Annotated in this window: 22 protein-coding genes and 2 pseudogenes; 8 read left to right on the plus strand and 16 right to left on the minus strand. The window is 41.4% G+C overall.

Annotated elements, in window-relative coordinates:
• The first annotated feature begins 16 nt into the window (after positions 1-16).
• The 3 genes from cobA to BM278_RS12820 all read left to right on the plus strand — a co-directional run bounded on the left by cobA (position 17) and on the right by BM278_RS12820 (position 2,011).
• Complete coding sequence (gene cobA / locus BM278_RS12810; protein WP_090950302.1) at positions 17-796, plus strand: uroporphyrinogen-III C-methyltransferase; 780 nt, start codon at positions 17-19, stop codon at positions 794-796.
• An 11-nt stretch (positions 797-807) separates the two neighbouring features.
• Positions 808-1,554, plus strand: coding sequence for a sirohydrochlorin chelatase (locus BM278_RS12815; protein ID WP_090950305.1), 747 nt, complete (start codon positions 808-810; stop codon positions 1,552-1,554).
• A gap of 184 nt (positions 1,555-1,738) precedes the next feature.
• Positions 1,739-2,011 (plus strand): acylphosphatase, encoded by a 273-nt coding sequence (locus BM278_RS12820; RefSeq protein ID WP_090950307.1) that lies wholly within the window; start codon positions 1,739-1,741, stop codon positions 2,009-2,011.
• 23 nt (positions 2,012-2,034) lie between these two features.
• Here the strand turns inward: BM278_RS12820 and BM278_RS12825 are convergent, their stop codons facing one another.
• The gene (locus tag BM278_RS12825; RefSeq protein WP_090950309.1) at positions 2,035-2,808 is read right to left on the minus strand and encodes an arginase family protein; all 774 of its coding nucleotides are present in this window, start codon (positions 2,806-2,808) and stop codon (positions 2,035-2,037) included.
• A gap of 164 nt (positions 2,809-2,972) precedes the next feature.
• On the opposite strand from BM278_RS12825, the gene BM278_RS12830 reads away from it, so the two are divergent.
• Together BM278_RS12830 and bshB2 are read left to right on the plus strand one after the other, a co-directional pair.
• A complete protein-coding gene (locus BM278_RS12830; RefSeq protein WP_090950312.1) occupies positions 2,973-3,317 on the plus strand; it encodes a YojF family protein in 345 nt (114 codons plus the stop codon).
• A gap of 16 nt (positions 3,318-3,333) precedes the next feature.
• Positions 3,334-3,987: a bacillithiol biosynthesis deacetylase BshB2 gene (gene bshB2 / locus BM278_RS12835; protein WP_090950315.1), complete on the plus strand. Its 654-nt coding sequence runs from the start codon at positions 3,334-3,336 to the stop codon at positions 3,985-3,987.
• Positions 3,988-4,145: 158 nt separating this feature from the next.
• Here the strand turns inward: bshB2 and BM278_RS12840 are convergent, their stop codons facing one another.
• The 12 genes and pseudogenes from BM278_RS12840 to BM278_RS12895 form a co-directional block, all read right to left on the minus strand.
• Entirely contained in the window at positions 4,146-4,793 is a 648-nt protein-coding gene (locus BM278_RS12840; protein WP_090950318.1) for an ABC-2 transporter permease, read from the minus strand.
• A 2-nt stretch (positions 4,794-4,795) separates the two neighbouring features.
• Entirely contained in the window at positions 4,796-5,653 is an 858-nt protein-coding gene (locus BM278_RS12845) for an ABC transporter ATP-binding protein (protein WP_090950322.1), read from the minus strand.
• A gap of 1 nt (position 5,654) precedes the next feature.
• Positions 5,655-6,029 carry a GntR family transcriptional regulator gene (locus tag BM278_RS12850; RefSeq protein WP_090950326.1) on the minus strand — a complete coding sequence of 125 codons (375 nt, stop codon included), beginning with the start codon at positions 6,027-6,029 and terminating at the stop codon, positions 5,655-5,657.
• Positions 6,030-6,120: 91 nt separating this feature from the next.
• Positions 6,121-6,735: an NAD(P)-binding protein gene (locus tag BM278_RS12855; protein ID WP_090950329.1), complete on the minus strand. Its 615-nt coding sequence runs from the start codon at positions 6,733-6,735 to the stop codon at positions 6,121-6,123.
• A 56-nt stretch (positions 6,736-6,791) separates the two neighbouring features.
• Positions 6,792-7,093 (minus strand): annotated as a pseudogene (locus BM278_RS12860) (hypothetical protein); the annotation flags it as partial.
• A 34-nt stretch (positions 7,094-7,127) separates the two neighbouring features.
• Positions 7,128-7,736: a hypothetical protein gene (locus tag BM278_RS12865; RefSeq protein WP_090950332.1), complete on the minus strand. Its 609-nt coding sequence runs from the start codon at positions 7,734-7,736 to the stop codon at positions 7,128-7,130.
• A gap of 19 nt (positions 7,737-7,755) precedes the next feature.
• On the minus strand, positions 7,756-8,625 hold the full coding sequence (locus BM278_RS12870; protein WP_167359637.1) for a S8 family peptidase: 870 nt from the start codon (positions 8,623-8,625) through the stop codon (positions 7,756-7,758).
• Between the two features lie 99 nt (positions 8,626-8,724).
• Positions 8,725-9,756: a hypothetical protein gene (locus BM278_RS12875; protein WP_090950338.1), complete on the minus strand. Its 1,032-nt coding sequence runs from the start codon at positions 9,754-9,756 to the stop codon at positions 8,725-8,727.
• Between the two features lie 426 nt (positions 9,757-10,182).
• A pseudogene (locus BM278_RS12880) lies at positions 10,183-10,431 on the minus strand (hypothetical protein); the annotation flags it as partial.
• 162 nt (positions 10,432-10,593) lie between these two features.
• Positions 10,594-11,160, minus strand: a complete 567-nt coding sequence (locus BM278_RS12885; RefSeq protein WP_090950340.1) for a hypothetical protein — start codon at positions 11,158-11,160, stop codon at positions 10,594-10,596.
• 154 nt (positions 11,161-11,314) lie between these two features.
• Positions 11,315-11,686, minus strand: a complete 372-nt coding sequence (locus BM278_RS12890; protein WP_090950343.1) for a DnaJ family domain-containing protein — start codon at positions 11,684-11,686, stop codon at positions 11,315-11,317.
• Positions 11,687-11,697: 11 nt separating this feature from the next.
• Positions 11,698-14,154, minus strand: a complete 2,457-nt coding sequence (locus BM278_RS12895; protein ID WP_090950346.1) for a putative bifunctional diguanylate cyclase/phosphodiesterase — start codon at positions 14,152-14,154, stop codon at positions 11,698-11,700.
• A gap of 328 nt (positions 14,155-14,482) precedes the next feature.
• Between BM278_RS12895 and BM278_RS12900 the strand changes: the two genes are divergently transcribed.
• Complete coding sequence (locus tag BM278_RS12900; RefSeq protein ID WP_090950349.1) at positions 14,483-14,935, plus strand: C40 family peptidase; 453 nt, start codon at positions 14,483-14,485, stop codon at positions 14,933-14,935.
• A gap of 494 nt (positions 14,936-15,429) precedes the next feature.
• A complete protein-coding gene (gene mreBH / locus BM278_RS12905) occupies positions 15,430-16,437 on the plus strand; it encodes a rod-share determining protein MreBH (RefSeq protein WP_090950354.1) in 1,008 nt (335 codons plus the stop codon).
• Between the two features lie 81 nt (positions 16,438-16,518).
• Here mreBH and BM278_RS12910 read toward each other — a convergent pair whose 3' ends face one another.
• The 3 genes from BM278_RS12910 to BM278_RS12920 all read right to left on the minus strand — a co-directional run bounded on the left by BM278_RS12910 (position 16,519) and on the right by BM278_RS12920 (position 21,097).
• Positions 16,519-17,883 carry a (Fe-S)-binding protein gene (locus tag BM278_RS12910; protein WP_090950357.1) on the minus strand — a complete coding sequence of 455 codons (1,365 nt, stop codon included), beginning with the start codon at positions 17,881-17,883 and terminating at the stop codon, positions 16,519-16,521.
• Positions 17,880-19,292, minus strand: a complete 1,413-nt coding sequence (glcD, locus tag BM278_RS12915) for a glycolate oxidase subunit GlcD (protein ID WP_090950373.1) — start codon at positions 19,290-19,292, stop codon at positions 17,880-17,882. The genes BM278_RS12910 and glcD overlap by 4 nt, the downstream gene beginning before the upstream one ends.
• A 125-nt stretch (positions 19,293-19,417) precedes the next feature.
• On the minus strand, positions 19,418-21,097 hold the full coding sequence (locus BM278_RS12920) for an L-lactate permease (protein WP_090950360.1): 1,680 nt from the start codon (positions 21,095-21,097) through the stop codon (positions 19,418-19,420).
• A 487-nt stretch (positions 21,098-21,584) separates the two neighbouring features.
• Here BM278_RS12920 and BM278_RS12925 point away from each other — a divergent pair, with 487 nt between their 5' ends.
• Entirely contained in the window at positions 21,585-22,301 is a 717-nt protein-coding gene (locus tag BM278_RS12925) for a FadR/GntR family transcriptional regulator (RefSeq protein WP_090950364.1), read from the plus strand.
• The last annotated feature ends 190 nt before the right edge of the window (positions 22,302-22,491 follow it).

Consider the following 22,491-nt stretch of genomic DNA (forward strand, 5'->3'; position numbering starts at 1 on the left):
AAGGGCTGAAATGAAGATGGGAAAAGTATACTTAGTTGGCGCTGGTCCCGGCGATCCCGAACTGATCACCGTAAAAGGCCTTAAATGCATCCAGCAGGCCGATGTCATTTTATACGACCGCCTCATTAACGAAGAGCTGCTGTCTTACGCGAAAAAAGATGCGGAACTCATCTTTTGCGGCAAACTGCCGGGCTACCACACCATGCAGCAAGAGACGATTAACCATTTTCTCGTTCGCCATGCGAAAAAAGGAAAAACGGTCGTCCGTTTGAAAGGCGGCGATCCGTTCGTATTTGGTAGAGGCGGCGAGGAAGCAGAAGCGCTCGTCAAGCATGGAATCGAATTTGAAATCGTTCCCGGCATCACTTCAGGAATCGCCGCTGCTGCTTATGCCGGTATTCCCGTCACCCATCGAGATTTCAGCTCTAGCGTCGCGTTTATCACCGGCCATAAACGCGAAGGAAGCAAAGAAGATTTGAAATGGGAAAGCCTTGCGAAAGGAATCGATACGTTAGCAATCTATATGGGCATCAGCAATCTCCCATATATTCGCGATCAGCTCATCAAATATGGGAAAGCACCTTCCACACCTGTTGCTGTCATCCAATGGGGAACAACCGCGGAACAGCGGACGGTAACGGCTACTTTGGCGACCGTTGCCGACGTCGTGGCGCAAGAAAAAATTGAAAATCCGAGCATGATCATCATCGGGGATGTCGTAAAACTGCGCGAAAACATTCAATGGTTTGAACAGCTGCTTGCCAAACAAACGGCCGTCGCCAATACGGCGTTATAACGAGGCGGAACATGCAAGCGATATTGTACGTCTGTCACGGCAGCCGCGTCGCAAAAGCGCGTGCGGAAGCGGCCGCCTTTGTGGAACGGTGCAAGGCGAATATCGATGTTCCCATTCAAGAACTTTGTTTTATCGAACTTGCCGAGCCCGATATTGCCGCTGGAATCGACATCTGCGTCCAAAAAGGCGCGACTCGCATCGTTGTTCTGCCGATTCTTCTTTTATCAGCGGGTCATGCGAAACACGACATTCCCGAAGCAATCCGGCAAGCGGCGCAACGCTATCCACACGTAGAAATCGTGCTTGGAAAACCGTTTGGCGTGCACCAGACGATGATTGACATTGTTGCAGACCGGATCAAAGAACAGGCGGTACCGTTGGATCGTGAATCAATGATTCTCCTTATCGGACGCGGAAGCAGCGATCCGGATACGAAACGCGATATCGCCGCGATCGCAAGACTTCTTCAAGAAAAAACAAACGTCCCGCGCGTCGATACATGCTTTTTAGCCGCCATCCGCCCGACATTGGAAGACGGATTATATGAAGCGAATCGCTCTTCCTATAAAAAAATTTTCGTCGTTCCTTATTTATTATTTACCGGCATATTAATGAAAACGGTCGAAAAAAAGCTGCGCTCCCTTTCTTCAACAAACAAACAATGGATTTTATGTAATTATTTAGGATACCACCCTCTTTTGGAAACCATCGTGAAAGAAAAAGCGAATAAATTGCTGCTTGTCAATGAGGGAGTCTGACAATCAAAGACTCCCTCGTATATATTAACATCCCTTCATCACCTTTCCATGTGATCACCAAAACTCAACACTTTCGCATCCATATAGAAATTCTCCGCTCACACACCTCACATTCCATATATGCAAACTATCCCTGCTATTATATGATAAAAATATAGAAAAAAGATGGCGAGGGGCGAATGATATGAAGCGGTTTCATCTAGTGATCGCCGGGCGCGTGCAAGGTGTAGGATTCCGGTATTTTACGCAACATGAAGCGCTGAAACGGCAATTAACCGGCTGGGTCAGAAACAATGACGACGGGACAGTAGAACTCGAAATACAAGGAAACGAAGAAGCGATACGATTATTTATTGACACCATCCGCGAAGGAACATTGTTTGCAAAAGTAACGGATGTCTCTATACGAGAAATTCCGTGCGTTCAAAACGAAAAACAATTTCGCATTATGTACTAAGGGGCTACCATACATAGCCCCTTTCATTGTGCGAGAAGCGGACGCATAGATGTATAATGCAGACACGTTTCCACAATGCGACGATTCGCATATTCGTTTTTCCGATTGGCTTCGCGGCAAACCGGGTTGAACACATCGATGGAAGCTTGCGGATATTCGCCGCATACATCGACGCCTGCTACTTTTTTATAAAGTAATAAATGCCGCAGACAAGAAAGCAAAAACGAAAGCGGCATCGTCCCTTGATCCCAGTTCGTCACCGCATCATCGCGGCAAAGCACGTCTTTATCAATGCTAATATATACACAATGAGTAGGAATCATGGAAAAAAGCATGTTAGGAGAAATATCATAATGATCGCTTGGAAAGACCGTAACGTTAGGAGATAAACGAAGATGTTGTGGCGAAGATGTTGGACCAATAATGACTGCCTTTTTTAAATAAGCGTGCTTTAGCGCATACGACACCCATGAACCGCAAGAGATAACGGGATCATCTCCTGTTCCAACATCGGTATGATGGTCAAATAAAACGAGCGTAAAAGGTTCCTTTATTTCTTGAATAAGCAAATAAGAGACATAATGATAGTTTCCGTTTCCAATCAACACCACTCCCCTTTGTTTGCGAAGGCGTATACGTCTTTCAATCTCACGCAATGATTCTTGCTCGCAATACAAGTTTGTATGGGACAAATCGGTAAAATCAATCCATTCATGCGGAAACTGAAAAAGCTGCTTTTGCAAAGCATACGTATTGTCAAAGTTGAAAAACGTCACACCGTTTCCTTGAAAACTCATCAAATAACACCTCTTTTTCGCTTTGGTGCAAATTCAGCTTGATGAGTCTCAGATGCCTTCCTTCTTTTTTATTATAATCTAACATTTCGATAAACGAAATATTTCCGCTTTTTTGCTTGTTTCATGTAAAATAGTAGAAAATGAATAATTCAGGAGGGATTCGCTTGCAGCCGATCGATGTTTGCGAAGTGCAAGCAGCGTTAAACCGCTTTGCCAATCAAGACGTATATATTCATCTCGAAACGACAAATGGAGCATATGCTTCCCATCATAACGAAGGATTTTTTTCTGCTGGGGCTTATATCCGCAACGGTCTCATTCGCTTCCACCGCGGAAAGATCACCGGAAACAGGCCGTATCGCGTCGGTTTAAAACTTGATTTCGGCTGGGTGTACGCAGAAGGGCTAACCGACTGGGAGATGACGGAAAAAGGGCAATTGCTATTGGCCGGACACGATAATGAAGGAAGGCTGGCCGTTGCGCTTCAATTAAGCCACGAGCCATTTTAACAAAGGAGGAATTTTCATGGAAAGGCATATATTAGTTGTATTCCCCCATCCTGATGATGAAGCGTTCGGGGTGTCCGGAACGTTAGCGCAGCACGCCGAAAACGGCACACCGATCACATACGCCTGTTTAACGCTCGGGGAAATGGGACGAAATATGGGAGTGCCCCCGTTTGCGAACCGAGAAACGCTTCCTCTCATTCGTAAAAAAGAACTCGAAGAAGCGTGCAAAGCAATCGGCATCGGCGATTTGCGCTTGCTTGGCTACCGGGATAAAACGGTAGAATTTGAGGACGAAGAGTTGCTAGCCGACCGGATTGGAGAAATTATTGCGGAAATAAATCCGTCGCTCGTCATTACGTTTTACCCCGGCTACAGCGTTCACCCGGATCATGACGCGTGCGGTGCCGCCGTTATTCGCGCCCTCAAGCGCCTCCCAAAAGACAAGCGCCCGACCGTTCACTGCGTCGCGTTTTCCAAAAACTGTGAACAAGATTTAGGAAAACCCGATGTCATCCGCGACGTCAGCGCAGTTATCGACAAAAAACTCGCCGCGATCCAAGCGCATCGCTCGCAAACGGAAGGATTGATGAAAGCAGCTGCCAAGCGGGGCGGCGATGCTCTAGAATGGTTGAAAACAGAGCTATTTTGGACGTATAAATGGGAGGATTGAAAAGAAAAAAGCAGGTCGTCTTTATTGAAGCAGGAATCAAGTCCGCGAAATTGTGTAAAAATTTTACCCACAATCCAAATTTACTGTACTGGTAATGGAAATTTTACACAATCATTTGGACTTGGCCTGAAGCAGGCCTGCTTTTATCCCATCCAACATTAAAATTCACGTTTTCTGTAAAACTGTAACGAAAGCAAAAAGGAAATCGTCAATAATAAAATCATCACCGCTATAACGATTACCATCACTTCAACTTTAGAAAGATGATAAAGATAATGAACCACATTTTGAATAAACGGATGATTAGCTTGTTCAAAAAATTTTGGAACAAGCGCAAATGTGCCAAAAAATAAAGCAAAACTCACCAATCTAGAGTGAATAAATCCAACTTTAAAAAGTACCGGAAAGTAAATGCTGTTAATAAAAATGACAGCACATAACGCAACTATTATACTTTCGAGTGAAACACTGTGAACTTGAACGGAAGGATTTATCATTTGCAGTATATACGCAATCACCAGGTAATACGCAATAGCAATGACGGTAAAAACAAATATAGAACAATATCTTGCCATGACAACAGTTCGCCGTGTTAAAGGAAAACTATTTAACAAAATATCAGCTTTGTTTTTATCGTCATGCGCACATGCTGATAGTATTAGCATGTAATTCACCGCAATAATACTAATAAGAAAAACGACTGCGCTATCTTGTTTTAGAAATATCATCATCACTATGATATAAATGGCGGCAAATAAAAGTGTTTTCTTAAGAAGCAGTATATCTTTCAATATAAGCTGAAACATTGTTACATCCCCCTTTGAAAATACACGATAATATCTTCCAGAGAAGGCTTATCCACAATAATTTTGTCTCCTAATATTCTTTTTATTTTTTGCTTATCTTTCGTTAACGCCTCAAATCCAAATTGATTTTCTTTAACGCTAATGAAAAGCGGCTGTATACTACTATGTAATAGTTCCTTTGGCCCTTTAACAAGCCCGTAGTTTTCAAATATTTCGTCTTTTGTACAAGAAAATATAATGTCTCCATCATTGATAAATGTGATGTAATCCGCGATCTTATCTAAATCGGAAGTAATATGCGTAGAAAAAAACACGCCCCTGTTTTCGTCTTGTATAAATGAAGATAGTATATCAAGTAGTTCGCTTCGAATAATTGGATCAAGCCCTGAAGTTGGTTCATCCATTATCAATAATTCAGCATGATGAGACAGTGCGATTGCAAGTGAAAGTTTCATTTTCATTCCTTTCGATAAATGTTTAATTTTCTTTTTTAAAGGTAATGAAAACTCTTTTATATACTTATAAAACAACTTGTCATCCCAATTTCTATAGAAAGGCGCGACCACTCTTTTCACTTCGGATATGGTTAGTTCATCATAAAAATAGTTTTCGTCAAAGACAAATCCGATCCGTTCTTTTATTTCTTTCTCATATCTCACATTATCCAAGCCAAAAACTTTAATTTCTCCCTCATCTTTATGAATAAGGTTCATAATAAGCTTAATCGTTGTGCTTTTTCCCGCCCCATTTGGACCAATAAACCCCATAATATATCCTTTTTCGAGAACAAAACTAATATTTTTTAATGAAAAACCTTCGAACTCTTTTCGCAAATTTCTGACTTCTAAAATAGGTGCCATATTATCCCTCCTCATAAATGACTTTCAATATTTCCTGCATCTCTTCCAATGTCAAGTTAATCGATTTTCCCGCTTCGACTGCTTCTGTTAACTTTTCCTCGATCATCTTTAGCTGATTTTCTTTCAATAATTCTTTGTTTTGCGCCGCTACATATGTTCCTTTTCCTTGCACCGTAACAATATAGCCTTCATTTTCTAATTCTTGGTATGCCCTTTTCGTTGTAATCACGCTTATTTGCAGTTCTTTTGCCAAAGTTCTTATAGACGGCAGCATTTCATTTTCCGCCAACTCTCCCTTTATAATCAAGTTTTTTATCTGTTTGACAATTTGTTGATAAATTGGTTCATCTGATGAGTTAGATATAATAATATTCATTGTTATCACTCATTTCTTCTAAATAAAAACAAGCAATACTGTATATATACAGTATATACAGTATTGCTTGTTATGTCAATTTTGATATTTTCTATTCATCTATTTCCTTAAGCAAATGTTGTAAATTCTCCTTCCAATTCCCCTTTTTTTGAAATGATTCCTCAGCAATTGTTTTGAACAATTTTTTCCTTTTCTGTTCATCGTCGACGTTCCGTAAAATCCATTGCCGACATTCGTAAAGAAAATCGATATACCGCCCGTAGTCGTCATCGTACAGTTCCGCAAGCTGGCGGCGGATTTGCTGCGCGACAGTCGGGCTTGCGCCGCCTGTCGAAACAGCGATCGTCAGCCTGCCGCGCCTTATGACCGCAGGGACATGAAAATTGGACCGCTCTGGGTCATCGGCAATGTTGATTAGCTGATAAGGCTTCGCCGCTTTCGCCACCGCTTCGTTCACAGACCGATTATTCGTTGCAGCAATCACGATCCACGCATCTTCCAAATCATCAGGAGAAAATGTTTTTTTTCGCCAAACGAGTTTACCGGCTGCCGCTAATTGTTGAATCCCCGCTGTAGCCGCCGGAGCCACGACCGTAATTTTTCCTTCCGCTTCTAGCAAGCCATGAATTTTTCGTTCCGCCACCTTTCCGCCGCCGATGACGACGGCGTGTTGGTTTGCAATATTTAGCATAACCGGATATCCCATGCGAATTTCCCCTTTATAAAAAACGGCCGTGCAGAAATCCACGGCCTTTTTCTTCGTTATATTATATTACCCGTAGTGCTAGTTGAGTCTTTACACTCAACTAGCCCAAGAACAACAAGGAAATAGGCTGGCAATATGCCATCTAGTGCCGTTTCAAATCCTGAAACCGAGTTGGCGCGGATTCCTGTAGTCCGATATTGGTCAACAAGAACAGAAAAGACCGTTTCGATCACTTTGCATTTTCGCCTCATCCATTGTTTCCATGCTTTGGATTGGTTGGTTTTTGGATTTTTCCGAACAGGTAACCAAAAGGCAACTCGTACTCTTCGTATAGCTTCTTTTGCAGCGCTTGGCGCACCACGGGTATATATAAAAAAGATGTGTGAAATCAATTACTTCATATTTTTTTCATATATAACCGCATTACTACTTGATAAGCCTATTATAGAATCTACCTTAGCTTCTCCACCTATCCTCACTTCTGTAAATGTTTTCTGATCTTTATTTAAAATAATAGCAGATGTCTTTTTATCTGAATAATTAATATAAATATTAGCAATATTTTTATCATTTATAAAACCAGAAGAAATAAAAATTCTTTGTGAAATATTTCCCGGTTTTGTTCCTATATAATGAAACACGCTTAACTTTTCAGATGAGATTTTTGTATATTCAATATCCACAAATTCATATTTCTGTTTACCTATTTCATTTGCAATAAAAACCCCATGATATTTTTCTTTTCCTTTATTCATCAAAAAAGTTGCTATTACTAAATCAGAGTCTTTATTAATTTCTTCAATTTCAACTTTTTCTATTTTTGAGGCCTCTTTATCAACCTTCTGGATTGAACTTACAAGTAATTCCTCCAGCGAATCATCTATAAGTTCATGATCTTTGATAGTAAATGAATACGAATTACTTTCATTTAAATTAGTGCAAGCAGATATGATACATACTAAAAAAAAAGAAAATAAAGATATACGTTTAAAGTTCTTCATTATTTTCCCTCTTTCGAGTTTATTTTAAGCATAAGTTTAATGTTTTTTCATAATTAACTAGATAAATCTCTCTTGTTTTATTTTGCCAACTTCCAGTGTACACTGAAGCCCCCTTTTTAAGCATATTTTCAATATCTTCTAATCCATAATGTGGACATTTCATTTTTAAAATAATTATAAGTGATGTAACTATTGGAGTTGAAAATGAAGTTCCTGTAAATCTCTCAACATCAGTAAATTTTTCTCCAATGGAAAAAATATTTTCGCCTGGAGCCCAAATATCAACTCGGTCATTAACTGTACTTTCAGAAAGAATATCATTTGATGAATTTGTTGCACCAACTGATATAACACCTGGTATTTCAAAAGACGCAGGATAGTAATATGTATCATCCCCACTATTTCCTGAAGATGCTACAATAATAATACCTTTATCAGTTGCTTCTTTTACTACACCATATAAATTTTCATCATAAATTGGTGTTGCTAAACTAATATTAATAATATCTACTTTCAATTCAATAAACCTCTTTATGGCTTTAGTTAATGAGTAAACATTTAAATTCTTAGAATTAATATCATATATGTATAATGGAAAACCCGGTATAATACCTGAAAAATCGTTAAAATTAGTCTTTTTTGCTCCTATTATTCCTGAAACAGCATTTCCGTGTTTGCCTCTATAATTCACATTTTTTTTATTTACTGGGATTAATGTCAAGCTAGGATTATTTAAATCGAACCCAGTATCTATAACTCCTACTTTTACTTGATTAATACTATTTATATTCGTAATATTAGTCTTTATATTTAATAAATCATAAAAATTATAATTATATTGAATTTTTTTGTTTATTAAATTATATTTGGCACTTCCTTGAAGAAACAAAATTATTAGTAGAGTTAATAATAATTTTCTGATAAACCAATCCCCCCCTTAATATGCTATAGGGAAAAGACAAGAAGCCCTTCCCCTATAACATACTAATTAATAGTATTGGCCAGCGTAATAATAAACACCATAAGCACCTTCTGATGTAGTAGGAAATCTAACTGCTTCTGTAATAGCATATTGGTGCCACCCAGCACCAGCATTTACAGAGATACCAAGAACTTTAAAAGAAGCCGAAAAGCTTCCGGAAACTTTAAATTGAACATCAGTGTACCCTTGAACTACATGCCAATCATCATTATATCCAGTTTTATGATTTGACCTATATTCTTTATCAACAGTAACTACTCCTGCATATGAAGATGCTCCTTCATCTGATAAATAGCTTAAAGTTAAATCTGACTTACCATTAAATGACCATCTTAATACATCTGTAACTTTGGCATAACTCGCGCCTGATACATAGCTCCATGACGTCGTAGATCTGTAGGTGCCACCATCATTATCAGTTGCATTTACACTATCAATATCTGCAGTCTTATTCCAAGGTCCACCTAATAAAGTTGATTGAGGCTTAACTTCTTTTGTTTTTTCCTGTTCTTTTACTATACCAGTATTAAATATTAAAGAACTTCCATCAGCATATTTTATTTCTATTACACGGTTTTCCATTTCTTTATTATCTTTATATTTTTCCTGCATCAGATCTAAAACATTGTTAAGATCCTTAACTCCTTGATTCATTGCTTTATTTTTACTTAGAACAGCTTTTAAAGCTTTTTTATCTAGATTTAAAGCTTGATCACGTAATTCCTTTTTATGAGCTTTTACATATTGATCTGAATAATCTGGCGTATTATCAAAATTTACTTCAATATTCCTTTTTTCAAGTTGATTGACCAATATATCTAATTTTGCGTAATATTCAGCATCTTCAAAGGATAATCCATCATTTACTAAATCCCTAACAATCTCATCTTTTGTACGATTTTCATGTCCTAAATCCTTTTCATAATTAATTTGAATATTCTCAAATTCAGTTGTATTATTTGCCGCTGCAAAACTATATGAGTTTATAGAAAAAGCTAACGTTAATGATAAAGAAATTATGCCTAAAGTCCTTTTCATACTCTATTTCACCCTTCCTATTTTAAATTTTTAAAATCTTAATAGCGCTATTATTATAATACTAGAACCGGTTCAATATTAAATATATCATAGTAATATTGTAAATTTCCAGAAAAAATAAAAAAATAAAAAAATAAAAAAATAAAAAATAGTTCTAAAATACAATATTTTTCTAAATATTAAAAACAAAGGTGTTTTCTTTTATATGTTTAATAAACAAGCTTCAATATCATTATGAAAAACTTGGTTCTCCATACTGAACAAGAATTTATCTATGTTAAACATCAGCCATGAAGAAGATCGTACAGGAAGATTTTCAAAAACTCACTAGCATTTGGCTGAATGGATACTATCTGTATTTCATGCCAAAAAATCAAATCAGTTTTATATAGATATCATACTTTTTTAGAGTTCCCGATCAGTGGTTTACAAAACACATAATTTTGCAGTGCTAGTTGAGTCTTTACACTCAACTAGCCCAAGAACAACAAGGAAATAGGCTGGCAATATGCCATCTAGTGCCGTTTCAAATCCTGAAACCGAGTTGGCGCGGATTCCTGTAGTCCGATATTGGTCAACAAGAACAGAAAAGACCGTTTCGATCACTTTGCATTTTCGCCTCATCCATTGTTTCCATGCTTTGGATTGGTTGGTTTTTGGATTTTTCCGAAGCGGTTTTTGAATTTTTGCTTGATCTGTTGTAAAATGAAAATGCTCTTGCATGAGAATCCCCCTTTGGAATGCTTGGTCGCACTTTCATTTTAACGTAGATCTCCACGCAAGAGCTATTTTTATGTTTGTCTGATTTTATCTAGTACCACGGGTATTATATTATCTTTACGTCGCTTCTTGAATCCATTTTGCCAAACGTTCATTTTCATTTTTCATATGCTCCAGCCATTGCGGAAGCAGCGAAGCAAGCGCCTTTTTATCGTTTTCTTTCATCGCTTCATACGTTCGATGATGAAGTTCGCGCAATTTTTGCTTTTCCGCTTTTGTCATCCATTTCTTCCGTTTATGTAATTGTTTCCATTCTTTTTTAAACTGCTCTTTTGTAATTTCTTTGTTCGCAAGGCGGTCGATTAATTGGTCAAGTGCTGCTTCCCGCTTCTTTTTCATTTCCGCGCATTTTGCGTGCAACGCCTTTTTCACTTGTTCATTTTTCATTTGTTTTCTTAACGCTTTCCGTTCGTCAAGCACCTTTTGCCATTCATCTGCTTCGTCCGGCGTGTATTTTCGAACGATTTCCATCCATTTTTGTTCATCTAATTCTCCGTGTTTCCACATATGTCCCGCAAATGCTTGGACGCCTTCTCCCGCATCAAGTTGCTTTTGCTCCGCCGACGCTCCCGTTGGAATCATCAGCATTAGCGCCGCTGTTAAAAAAAGCCATTTCATTTTCATCCATTTTCACGCTCCTTTTGCACAACAATAAATTTTTTCATCCGTAAAAGAAACGAATTGGCAAAACCTAACGATATTTTTCCCATTTTTCAAGAAACTTTGCGTCAAAAATGAAAAAGCTTGCCGTTTTGCTACAGCAAGCTTTTCCCGTTGATTACCGGAATTTTTCGTCAATCCGCCGTTGGTAGTCGCGCAGTGCTTGGGAATTCGTTTTATGGCGCCTTTTCATCAGCGCGTTCCACCGAAGCAATTTTTCATTCAGCTTTTTCTTCAGCTTTTCTTTTTCCGCTTCATCATCACAGCAGCGCAATAGATCTTCCAGCGTCATTAAATCTTTTTTTAATTCGACTTCTTCAGAGACATAGCCGGCGTTTTTTAACATTAGATAACCGATTCGCAGCTCTTCCGGAATATGCGCCAAATCTTCCAATTCAAGCGGTTTCCCAAAGCCGGGGAGATTGTCAAATTCGCCGTTTTCCATCGCTTCACGAATTTTATCTTCGGCAATTCTCCACATAATATCCATCATTTTCTCTCCTATACGTACAGTTTTTTATAATGATGCTCATGAAGAAATTCAATTAAGTCCTCATACGATAACGGCGGGGCAAAATAATACCCTTGCGCTTCATCACAGCACTTATCCTTCAAGTACGCGACTTCCTCTTCCGTCTCTACCCCTTCAGCAAGCACCTTTACGCCAATATTATGCCCGAGGCGGATAATTGCTGGCAAAATCGCTTCTTTTTTTCCTTGAATGTTTTGCACAAATGAACGGTCAATTTTTAAGCGGTCAATCGGAAGGTCAGTCAAATAGCTTAACGAGCTGTATCCCGTTCCAAAGTCGTCCATGCTGATCGTAACGCCAATCGATTTTAGTCTTTTTAAAATGGTAATCGCTCTTTCCGTATCCATCGTCATTCGTTCCGTAATTTCCAAATCTAAATGATGCGGCGGGAGCCCTGTCTCATCCAACAGTTTCACAAGCTTATGAACAAAGCGGCGATTTTCAAATTCATACGGAGATAAGTTGACGGACACCGATAAATTTGGAAAGTCTTTTAACAGTTGTTTCGTTTGCTGGCATGCCATCCGGATTACCCATTCGTTAATCGGAATGATCATTCCCGTCTGTTCTGCAACAGAAATGAACGCATAAGGCGATATCAAACCTTTTTCTGGATGATTCCAACGGATCAGCGCCTCCATTCCTGTAACCGTGCCGGTGTCCAACTGAATTTGCGGTTGATAATAAAGGACAAACTCCCCTTTTTCCAACGCGCGGCGCAATTCCCGCTCCGTTGCAATTTTTTCTTGAATCGCCCGAGTCATTGGCTTTTCAAAGAACAAAAATTGGCTTGCTGCATTTTTCCGCAGCTTATACCGTGCAATGTCCGCCTTTCGAATCAATGTTTTTGCGTCAATGCCGTCTTTCGGGTATAAGCTGATTCCAATTTTTATCATAACATACAGTTCGCGGCCGTCAACCACCACCGGCTCATCAGCGATTTCGCTAAACTGCCTTGCCAACGCTTTCGCCTTTTCTTTCGTGCTTCCGGACAAAACCGCGACAAATTCGTTTCCGCTCCATCTTCCTAACAAGATGTCTTCGCCGCTTCGTTTTTTCCATTCTTCTACGACTCGCAGCAACACTTGATCACCGACGGAATATCCGTAAAAATCGTTAATTGTCTTCATGCCGCTAATTTCCAAAAACATAACTGCCACTTCTTCCCGGTAGTAAGACGCTTCTTGAATTTTTTCCGTGATCGCCTGATGCAACGCTTCCTTGTTTGGCAGCCCTGTCAAATCGTCATGAGTAGCGATGTATTGCATCTTTTCTTCATTGTTTTTTCGTTCCGTAATATCGCGAATCGCCGTAACGTTCACCTTTCCGTTGCCGTCATAATCATACTCGTATTGAACGACTTCCGCATGGAAAATCGTTCCGTCTTTCCTCCGCAGCTGAATTTCATATATCCCTTCTTGGCACTGTTCCATGTTTTGCAACGATTCGGGAATCATTAAATCTTGAATGGGCATATGAACGATCTCTTTTTCTACATATCCGAACAACTGACATGCGGCTTTGTTAGCTTCTATTACCTTTCCGTGCGCATGCACGATAATCCCTTCCGTTGTCATTTCCGACAATCGCTTCAATCGGGTTTCGCTGACTTCCAGTTCTTGCTTATGTTTTGCAAGCAGTTTCCGTTCGATTTGCGCATATACCCCTAATACATAAATCGCTTCCCAGACGAGAAAAACAAGGAAACTAATCCACATCCCCTTTTGGCGCTCGTTCTCTAATTTTTTCAAATACGTGTTTGCATCATAATCAATTCCTAAAACCGCGTCTACCGTTCCATCTGCTTTGAATACAGGCATAAACGCACCGATGCTTTTTCCCCATTCATCTGTTGTCGGATGTTTCTCCATGGCAAATTTTCCTTGAAAAGCCTGCTCAAGTTCAGGAATATATGTGCGATAAACCGTACCGATCGGCACGCGTTGCTCTCTTTTTTCATCGATCTTCCCGTTTCGATTATAATCCGCCTCCGGAGCAACAACAAAATAATGATCTCCGCGCTCATTCTTTTTTAGCGTATACATGCTCAATATTTCCGAATGATCGTCTTGCCAGCGCCTCATCAGCCGCAAAATTCGCAAATAAGTTTTATCGTTTTCGCTCGTCCGTTCATTCAACCGCTCATGATGCATACTCGACAAATCGTCCGTCAACAACCTTGCCACATTTTTAGCACTTTCTTCATATTCCTTATGTTGTTCTTTTTCTAAGTAATTGATATATATCGTTCCGCTAAAAAGCAGCACTGCTGCAATGACATAAAAACTCCCCGTCAACCGAGGAGCAACTTGTAAAAGCGATGAGAACAACTTCTTTTTCGCGACGCGATGAAGCCATAGCTGTGCGATAACAGCAAGGAAAATAGCAGACAAAACAAACAATGTATATTCGATCCCTTTCGGCATAAATCATCACCATAAGCTTAAATTCGACTTCTTTCCTTAACTTAATTATAGAAATATTATTTTTATTCTTCCTCCCCACCCCATTCCTATTTTTTCGACATTTTACGACATTATCGACTCTATTGGTACATAAGTATTGTACAAAACTAGTTAATATTCTTTTGTCTATGGCAAAAAGTTATAGGAGAACTTAATACCAGATCATATATTTGTAACTTTTCTGTAATATTATTTAATTCAACTGTAAAAGAACAGCGGCAATTCCTCTGCTATACTATAAGTCGGAACAAGTCGAATCGGAAAACTTGGTGCCGGGGGTTTAACAAAAATGAAAAAATTCGTCACAATCGTTTCACTATCGTTTCTCGTTATGTTTTCCTCATTATTTGCAAGCACTTCCAACGCAGAAGCAGCTGTCAACTCAAGATTGCTGATCGCCGAAGCGAAAAAACTGATTGGCACCCCATATCGATATGGCGGAACAACGCCAAAAGGATTCGATTGTTCGGGGTTCGTTTATTACACACATAAAAAAATCGGAAAAATTTTACCGCGTACTTCCAAGCAAATGTACCAAAAAGGAAAAACGGTACATAAAGCAAATTTGCGTCCAGGCGATTTAGTGTTTTTTAATACATCTAAAAGCAAAAAAGGCGTTTCTCATGTGGCGATCTACATAGGTAGCAATCAAATTATTCACGCTGTATCGAAAGGAGTAAAAATTGACAGTTTAAATAATTCTTACTGGAAATCAAGATACGTTGGCGCAAAACGACTATAAGAAAATAATAAAAAACTCTCTGACATATTAAGTAGCCGTACTTGATATGTAGAGAGTTTTTTATTTTCCAAAAAAAGCGCCCTCCTTCATTGGAGGGCATTGTATATATTCATAGGGGATCGGGGGAATACTTGGAAAACTTTACACTACTATTCATTTCCTTTTTTTATGATTTTATACATTTTTTTATGTTTACAATTAAAATTACAGAAATTTTGCAAAAGCGATGCTGTTTGTCCGTTGATCCAAATCCGCTGAACTGAAGGTATATTTTTGTACAATACTATTCATTTAAACTTTTCATAAAAGAGCGGCCTTTTTCCTGCATAGAAAAATTTAACATAAGCACATTCCGCCTGTTTATCGTCATAAATAAAACAAATAAACCGAAAAATATATATGTACAAGCCTATATGTCGTTATATCGCTTTAAGCTTTGCCGCACTTTTCGGCAAACTTCGCACAGATCATTGTTATAAAGGCAGGTGTGGACAATGTTCGCTTCTTCCGAAATCGGAATCGATCTAGGAACGATGAATATATTACTATACAGCAAAAATAAAGGAATCGTCTTTAACGAACCAGCCGTGATCGCTTTCGATACCCAAACGAACGAGGTGCTGGCCATTGGAACGGAAGCGAAAATGATGATTGGCAAGACTCCTAGCCATATCGAAACAATATATCCGTTAAAACATGGCGTTATTGCGGATTTTGACAAAACCGTAACAATGCTGAAACAAGTGTTTAAGCTCGCTAGCAAGCGAATTGGTTTTTCTATTAAAAAACCAAATATTGTAATAACTGTTCCTTTCCACTCCACTTCCGTAGAACGACGCTCGATTTATGAAGTGGCAAAACATTGCGGCGCCAAACATGTATATTTACTTGAGGAGCCAATCGCCGCAGCGATCGGAGCCGACTTGCCGGTAGATGAACCAGTAGCAAACGTCGTCGTCAATATGGGCGCTGGCAGAACAGAAGCGGCGATTATTTCTCTTGGTGGAGTTGTCGCATGCCAGTCGCTTCGCATAGGCGGCAATCAACTAGACGAGGATATCATCCAATACGTAAGGCAACGTTATAACTTGCTCATTGGCGAGCAGACGGCGGAACGAATTAAAATCGAAATCGGCTATGCGCCAGTTGCCCATGAAGAACGGACGATGATCATTCATGGTCGCGATTTAGTGACAGGCTTTCTGAAAGCTGTCCCGTTGCGCTCGACAGAAGTGCAAAAAGCGATGGAAGAGTCGCTTTCGCAAATGCTTAGCGCAATCCGAACCGTCTTGGAAGAATGCCCTGCCGAACTCAGCGGCGATATTATCGACCGCGGCATTGTTTTAAGCGGAGGCGGCGCCCTTCTTCATGGAATCGAAGATTGGCTAAGCGCCGAACTGCAAGTCCCGGTTCATACCGCTCCAAGCCCGCTCGAAGCGGTAGCAATCGGCACTGGAAAAGCGCTGAGCACGGTGCAAAAGCTCGTCAGTTTCTCACCGTAAAACGCCCTTCCGCTAAAAAACCCCGCTAAAAACGCGGGGTTTTTTAGTATACCGGGCATGTCCAACCGTTTCATAAAGCCGTCATGATGTTTTGCGAATGCGCTCTTCATGTTCCGACGCCTGAACTCCCTCAGCCGCTTCAAGCAGAAAATCGACAATATGGACGGCACGGACGCGATCGGACAATCCCTCTCGTTCAATTCCGAGCTTCATTTGCAAAAGGCAGCCTGGATTTGCCGTAACAATCGTTGTCGCCTTTGTCTGTTTTGCCATTTCCATTTTATAATCAAGAATTTGCATCGACATTTCTGGCTCAACAATATTATAAATGCCTGCGGATCCGCAGCAGCGATCCGCGTCTTTCATTTCGCGAAATTCCACTCCTTGAATCGCTCGGAGCAGCTTTCTTGGCGACGCCGACGTCTTCATAACGTTCCGCAAATGGCATGAATCTTGATACGTAACGACTTGCGGCTCCACTTTCAGACGTTTTTTATGAAAATCCAACTCGACGAGCACTTCAGAAATATCCTTGATTTTTGCGACAAACGCTTTTGCGCGCTCTCTCCATTCCTCCTCATCTTTCAACAAATGGTCATATTCCATTAAGAAAGCCCCGCAACCGCCGGCGTTCGTCACAATATAGTCGACATCGAGTTCTTCGAACGCTCTAATGTTTTGTTTCGCCAGCTCTTTCGCTTTTTGTTTCTCCCCGCCGTGCCCATGCAGTGCACCGCAACATGTTTGCGACTCCGGAATAACGATTTCGCATCCGGCCAGCTGCAATAAGCGCATCGTCGCATCATTCGTCGGCATAAACATCGTGTCCATTAAACATCCCGAGAAAAAGGCAACCCGCCGCTTCGGCGCCCCCTCGGATTCCAGATGGCGCGGCCGCTCTTTCATCTCTTTTAACGCCGGAACGTCCGGCAAAATTTTTTCCATGTCTCTCAACGAAGGAGGCAATACCTTTAACAATCCGGTTTTCCGGGCAAATGACCGCAATCCAGACCGTTGGTAAAATCCGAGCAGCGCGGTGGCGATTCGCATCCGCTTCGGATATGGGAACAATTCATCGAATACGAGTTTACGAACAACGCGGATTGGAAAAGAATGTTTTTTATTTTGTTGAATGATATCGCGCGCTTCCTCAAGCAAATGGCCGTAGCGAACTCCGGAAGGGCAGACCGGCTCGCACGCCCGGCACCCTAAACACATATTTAACGAGCGCTCGACATCTTCATCCGGCTCGATCAGCCCATCAACGACCGCCTTCATTAAAGCGATGCGCCCTCTTGGCGAATGCGATTCTTGAAATCCCGATTCAATATACGTCGGGCATGTCGGCAAACAAAATCCACAACGCATGCAGTTCATCAGTTCATCCTCATCCATCCGTTCTCGAAACTTCGTTTGTATGATTGATCGTTCTTTTTCTGTCGTCATCGTGTCACCACCACCCGTTTTCTTGTGCTTTTCGCAAATACTTTTCCTGGATTCATAATGTTGTTTGGATCAAGCGCCTGCTTAATCGCTTTCATCGCCGCAATTCCCGCTTCGCCAAGCTTCCATTCTAAATACGGCGCTTTCATCGCCCCGACTCCGTGTTCCCCTGTAATCGTTCCGCCAAGTTCAATGGCTTTCGCGAAAATTTCCGCAAACGCTTTTTCGACTCTTTCCATTTCATCGCGGTCGCGCGCATCGGTTGGACATGTCGGATGCAAATTGCCGTCCCCTGCATGTCCAAAAGTACATATTTTTACATTGTATTTTTCGGCAATCTCGTTAATCGCCTTGACCATTTTCGCGATTTCGGAACGCGGCACCGTCGCATCTTCCAAAATCGTAGTCGGTTTGAGGCGAGCAAGCGCGGATAATGCTGTGCGCCGCGCTGTCCGCAAAGCTTCCGCCTCTTCTTCGGAACGAGCGAGCTGCACGGACACGGCCTGCTCACTTTTGCAAATTTCCGCCATTTTCTTTATATCGCGCTCGACAATTTCCTGCGGTCCATCCTGTTCGATTAAAAGCACGGCTTTAACATCGGTTGGCAGGCCGATTTGCGCATATGCTTCAACGACTTCTAACGTCGGCTGATCAAGAAACTCGAGCGTCGCCGGAATAATTTTATTGGCAATAATTTTCGAAACAGACCGCGCCGCCGCTTCTAAGTCTTGATACAACGCAAGCATCGTTTTCTTCGTTTCCGGCATCGGTATCAGTTTCAACGTTGCCTCCGTAATAACGCCAAGCGTTCCTTCAGAGCCGACGAACAAGCGGGTTAAATCATATCCAGCGACATCTTTCGCCAATTTGCCGCCGGTGCGGATGATCTCCCCGTTTGGCAGCACGACTTCAAGCGCCATCACGTAATCGCGGGTAACCCCATATTTCAACCCGCGCAATCCTCCCGAATTTTCATTAATGTTTCCGCCAATCGTAGAAATTTTCATGGAGCTTGGATCCGGCGGATAAAACAGTCCTTTTTCCTCTACGGCTTTAATTAAGTCAAGCGTAATGACCCCCGGCTGAACAGTTACGGTTAAATTTTCCTCATCAATCTCTAAAATTTTGTTCATATGTTTAAAAACGAGAACAATCCCGCCTTCAATCGGACACGTGCCGGCGCAAAGGTTTGTCCCTGATCCGCGCGGAACGATGGGGATGCGGTGCTCATTGCAAATTTTCACAATTTCCGCCACTTCCTGCGTATTTCTTGGCGCAATGACTGCATCCGGAAGAGATTGAAACTGCGGTGTTGCGTCATACGAATATACGAGTCTTCCCGCTTGCGAATCGTCGTAGTTCTCGGCTCCGACTATGCGGATGAATTGTTGTTTTATATCATTGGAAATCAATTTTCCCACCCTTTCGCTTCTTGAATTTTTATGTTTTATCTGCGACATCCTAAAGCGAGGGAAAAGGGACGAAGCCCAGCAGGCAATTCCTATTGCCCGCTAGGCGCTGTCCCCTCCCCCAAACGTTATGATGGAATCATCCATGACAAAACGTTAGATTGCAAGAAAACAAGAATTCCAATCAAAATGATTAAGAAGATGCTATGCTTTATAGTAAACCGGAATAAATCGGATTCTTTTCCCGCCAATCCTACCGCCGCGCAGGCGACCGCGATCGATTGCGGCGAAATCATCTTTCCGACAACCCCACCGGAAGAGTTTGCCGCCAGCGCCAAAACTGGATCCATTCCGATAGAAGTCGCTGTCACTTTTTGCAAGTTGGCAAACAGCAAGTTCGAAGACGTATCGGAACCGGTAATAAACACGCCGAGCCATCCTAAAAACGGCGAGAAGAACGGGAACAAGAAATCGGTCTTCGCCAACGCCATCCCAAGCGTCGTGCTCATGCCGGAAGCGTTCGTTACGTACGCAAAACCGACAACCGAGGCGATGGTCATGATCGGAAACTTTAATTCATCCAACGTCTCCACAAACGTCCGTCCCCAATCTTTCCAGGACATTTTTATAATAAATTTCGTCACTACCGCAGCGAATAAAATCGCTGTACCAGCCGCGCCAAGCAGCTCTAATTTATACACTGCCGCAATCGGCTGTCCGCTTGCGCTAATGATTTTATTGTGCAATCCCGGCACTTCTGGCGCAAACGTTAAATGAGAACCAATCGCATTGATCAGCTTTAACAGCCCGTTTGTTCCTTCATAATTTCCGGTTAGCGCCGCCTTCACTTGTGGAATTCCCCATAAGGAAATGAATGCGGTTAACACTAAAAACGGTGACCAAGCTTTAAATACTTCCCCGCTTGTATGGGAGACGCGATTTGCTTGGGCCGATGCCGCCACTTCCGATTCCGTTGAAAAACGATACGTGCTTTTCGGCTTCCAATACTTTAAAAAGACGGCGAGCGCAAACAACGAAACTAATGCGGATAAAATGTCCGGAAGCTCAGGACCTAAAAAGTTGGAACTAACATATTGCGTAACCGCAAAGGAAACCCCTGACACAATAATCGCCGGCAACACTTCCATCGTTTTTTTCCACCCTGCCATAATAAGGACAAGGTAAAACGGGATAAATACGGACAAGAAAGGCAATTGCCGTCCTACCATTTTCGAAATTTCCATCGCCGGAATACCCGTCGGCCCTTCCATCGCAGTAATCGGGATTCCAATGGCCCCGAAAGCGACAGGTGCCGTATTGGCAATCAAACAAATTCCCGCCGCATACAGCGGATTGAACCCTAAGCCGACAAGCAGCGCAGCGGAAATAGCTACCGGCGCTCCAAATCCAGCCGCACCCTCAAGAAACGCCCCAAATGAGAACGCTATCAATAAAGCTTGCAAACGGCGGTCTTCCGTAATGGACAGCACAGAACTGCGGATAACATCAAACTGGCCGGATTTGACTGTCAGTTTATACAAAAAGACGGAAGTGATAATAATCCAGCCGATCGGCAGCAACCCGTAAACCGCTCCTTGCGTCATCGACATGACAGCCATTCCAGCCGGCATTTTGTAAGCGATTACAGATACTACCAAAGCAATAAGCAATGTAGTCATCCCGGCTATGTGGCCTTTCATCCGTTTAACGGCTAGCGCCCAGAAAAAATATAGAATCGGAATAAGTGCAATGATCGCAGATATCCAAAGATGATCAGCAATCGGTGTAAAATCTTGCTTCCACTCCATGGACAGGCCCCCTTTATTTTTTCAGTTTCCAATGTAACCGGTTTCCCAACGCGTTATGAAGCCAGAATGTTTGTTCATCAAGTCATCAGATGACCGGACAATAAAATGCCGTTCGAGTCAAATTATAGAGGTGATTAATCAAAAAGACAATATAGTTTTTTAAATTTTTTAAGTTTTTCTTCGTTTGAAAAACAAATTTTTCGTTCTCCAATCCTCATTATCTTGTAAAATATCCCTCTCCGTTAACGGACATTGTTCACTGGAAAACAAAACCGTTTTATACTATTTTCAAGACTTATAATTCTATTTTTTTAAAAGGGAATATTGCTTATTTTCGGTATATTGCGTGTATAATAATAGACAACGTGATAGCTCCTTCCTTTCGTTTAAATATTTAACATCGGGCAAGCCACAATTTTCTGATCGTAGAAAAACAAAAAGTTCAAAAGGCGCATCATCAATTGCGCCTGTATCGGGGGGGAATACATTGGAAATTAAACAAATTAAAACAAAAAAGATTTACGAAGAAGTGGCGGAAGCAATTTTTCATATGATTAAGACCGGCGCGTTAAAACCTGGGGATAAACTGGACTCCGTCCAACAACTTGCCGAAAAATTCCAAGTAGGCCGGGCTGCGATTCGCGAAGCGCTGACCGCTTTAAAAGCAATGGGACTCATTGAATTAAAACAAGGAGAAGGCACGTATGTGCGGGAATTTGATCCAACGGTGCTCACCTTCCCTCTTTCCGTCGCCGTGCTCATGAATAAAGAAGATATTTGGCATTTGCTCGAAGTGCGCAAACTGTTGGAAGTAGGTGCCGCCTCCTTAGCCGCGGAAAAGCGGAACGACGATGATTTAATGGCGATGAAACAAGCTCTACACGAAATGAAAGAAGGCATCGGCAACGACGAACTTGGCGAAAAAGCCGATCTTGCTTTCCATATGGCGGTCGCTGCTGCCTCCCACAATCCTATCTTAGTCAGCCTAATGAATAGCGTGTCGGAAATGATGGTCGAAACGATGCGGGAAACGCGGCGGATTTGGCTGTTTTCCAAGCAAACGACAACCGAAAAGCTTCTCGAAGAACATACAAAAATCTTCATTGCCATCAAAGAGAAAAACGCCGACGCCGCGCAAGAGCGAATGCTTCAGCATTTGACTAACGTGGAGAACGTGCTTCATAAATATATTTATTCTCGATGAGCGTCCGCTAAAACAGCCGGCGCTTTATTTTTTTATAAAAAAGTGATTCTTTTTGCAAAATTTCATAAAAATAATACTTTTCATCGCTGAAAATGGTCAAGTCCTAATTATTGTGTAAATTCCCCTTTGATAGACAACATGGACCTGATGACTTGACGTATGGTAGGCAAGTCCGGCAAGTCTCCCTGCC

The organism is Parageobacillus thermantarcticus (assembly GCF_900111865.1).
GTDB classification, from domain to species: domain Bacteria; phylum Bacillota; class Bacilli; order Bacillales; family Anoxybacillaceae; genus Parageobacillus; species Parageobacillus thermantarcticus.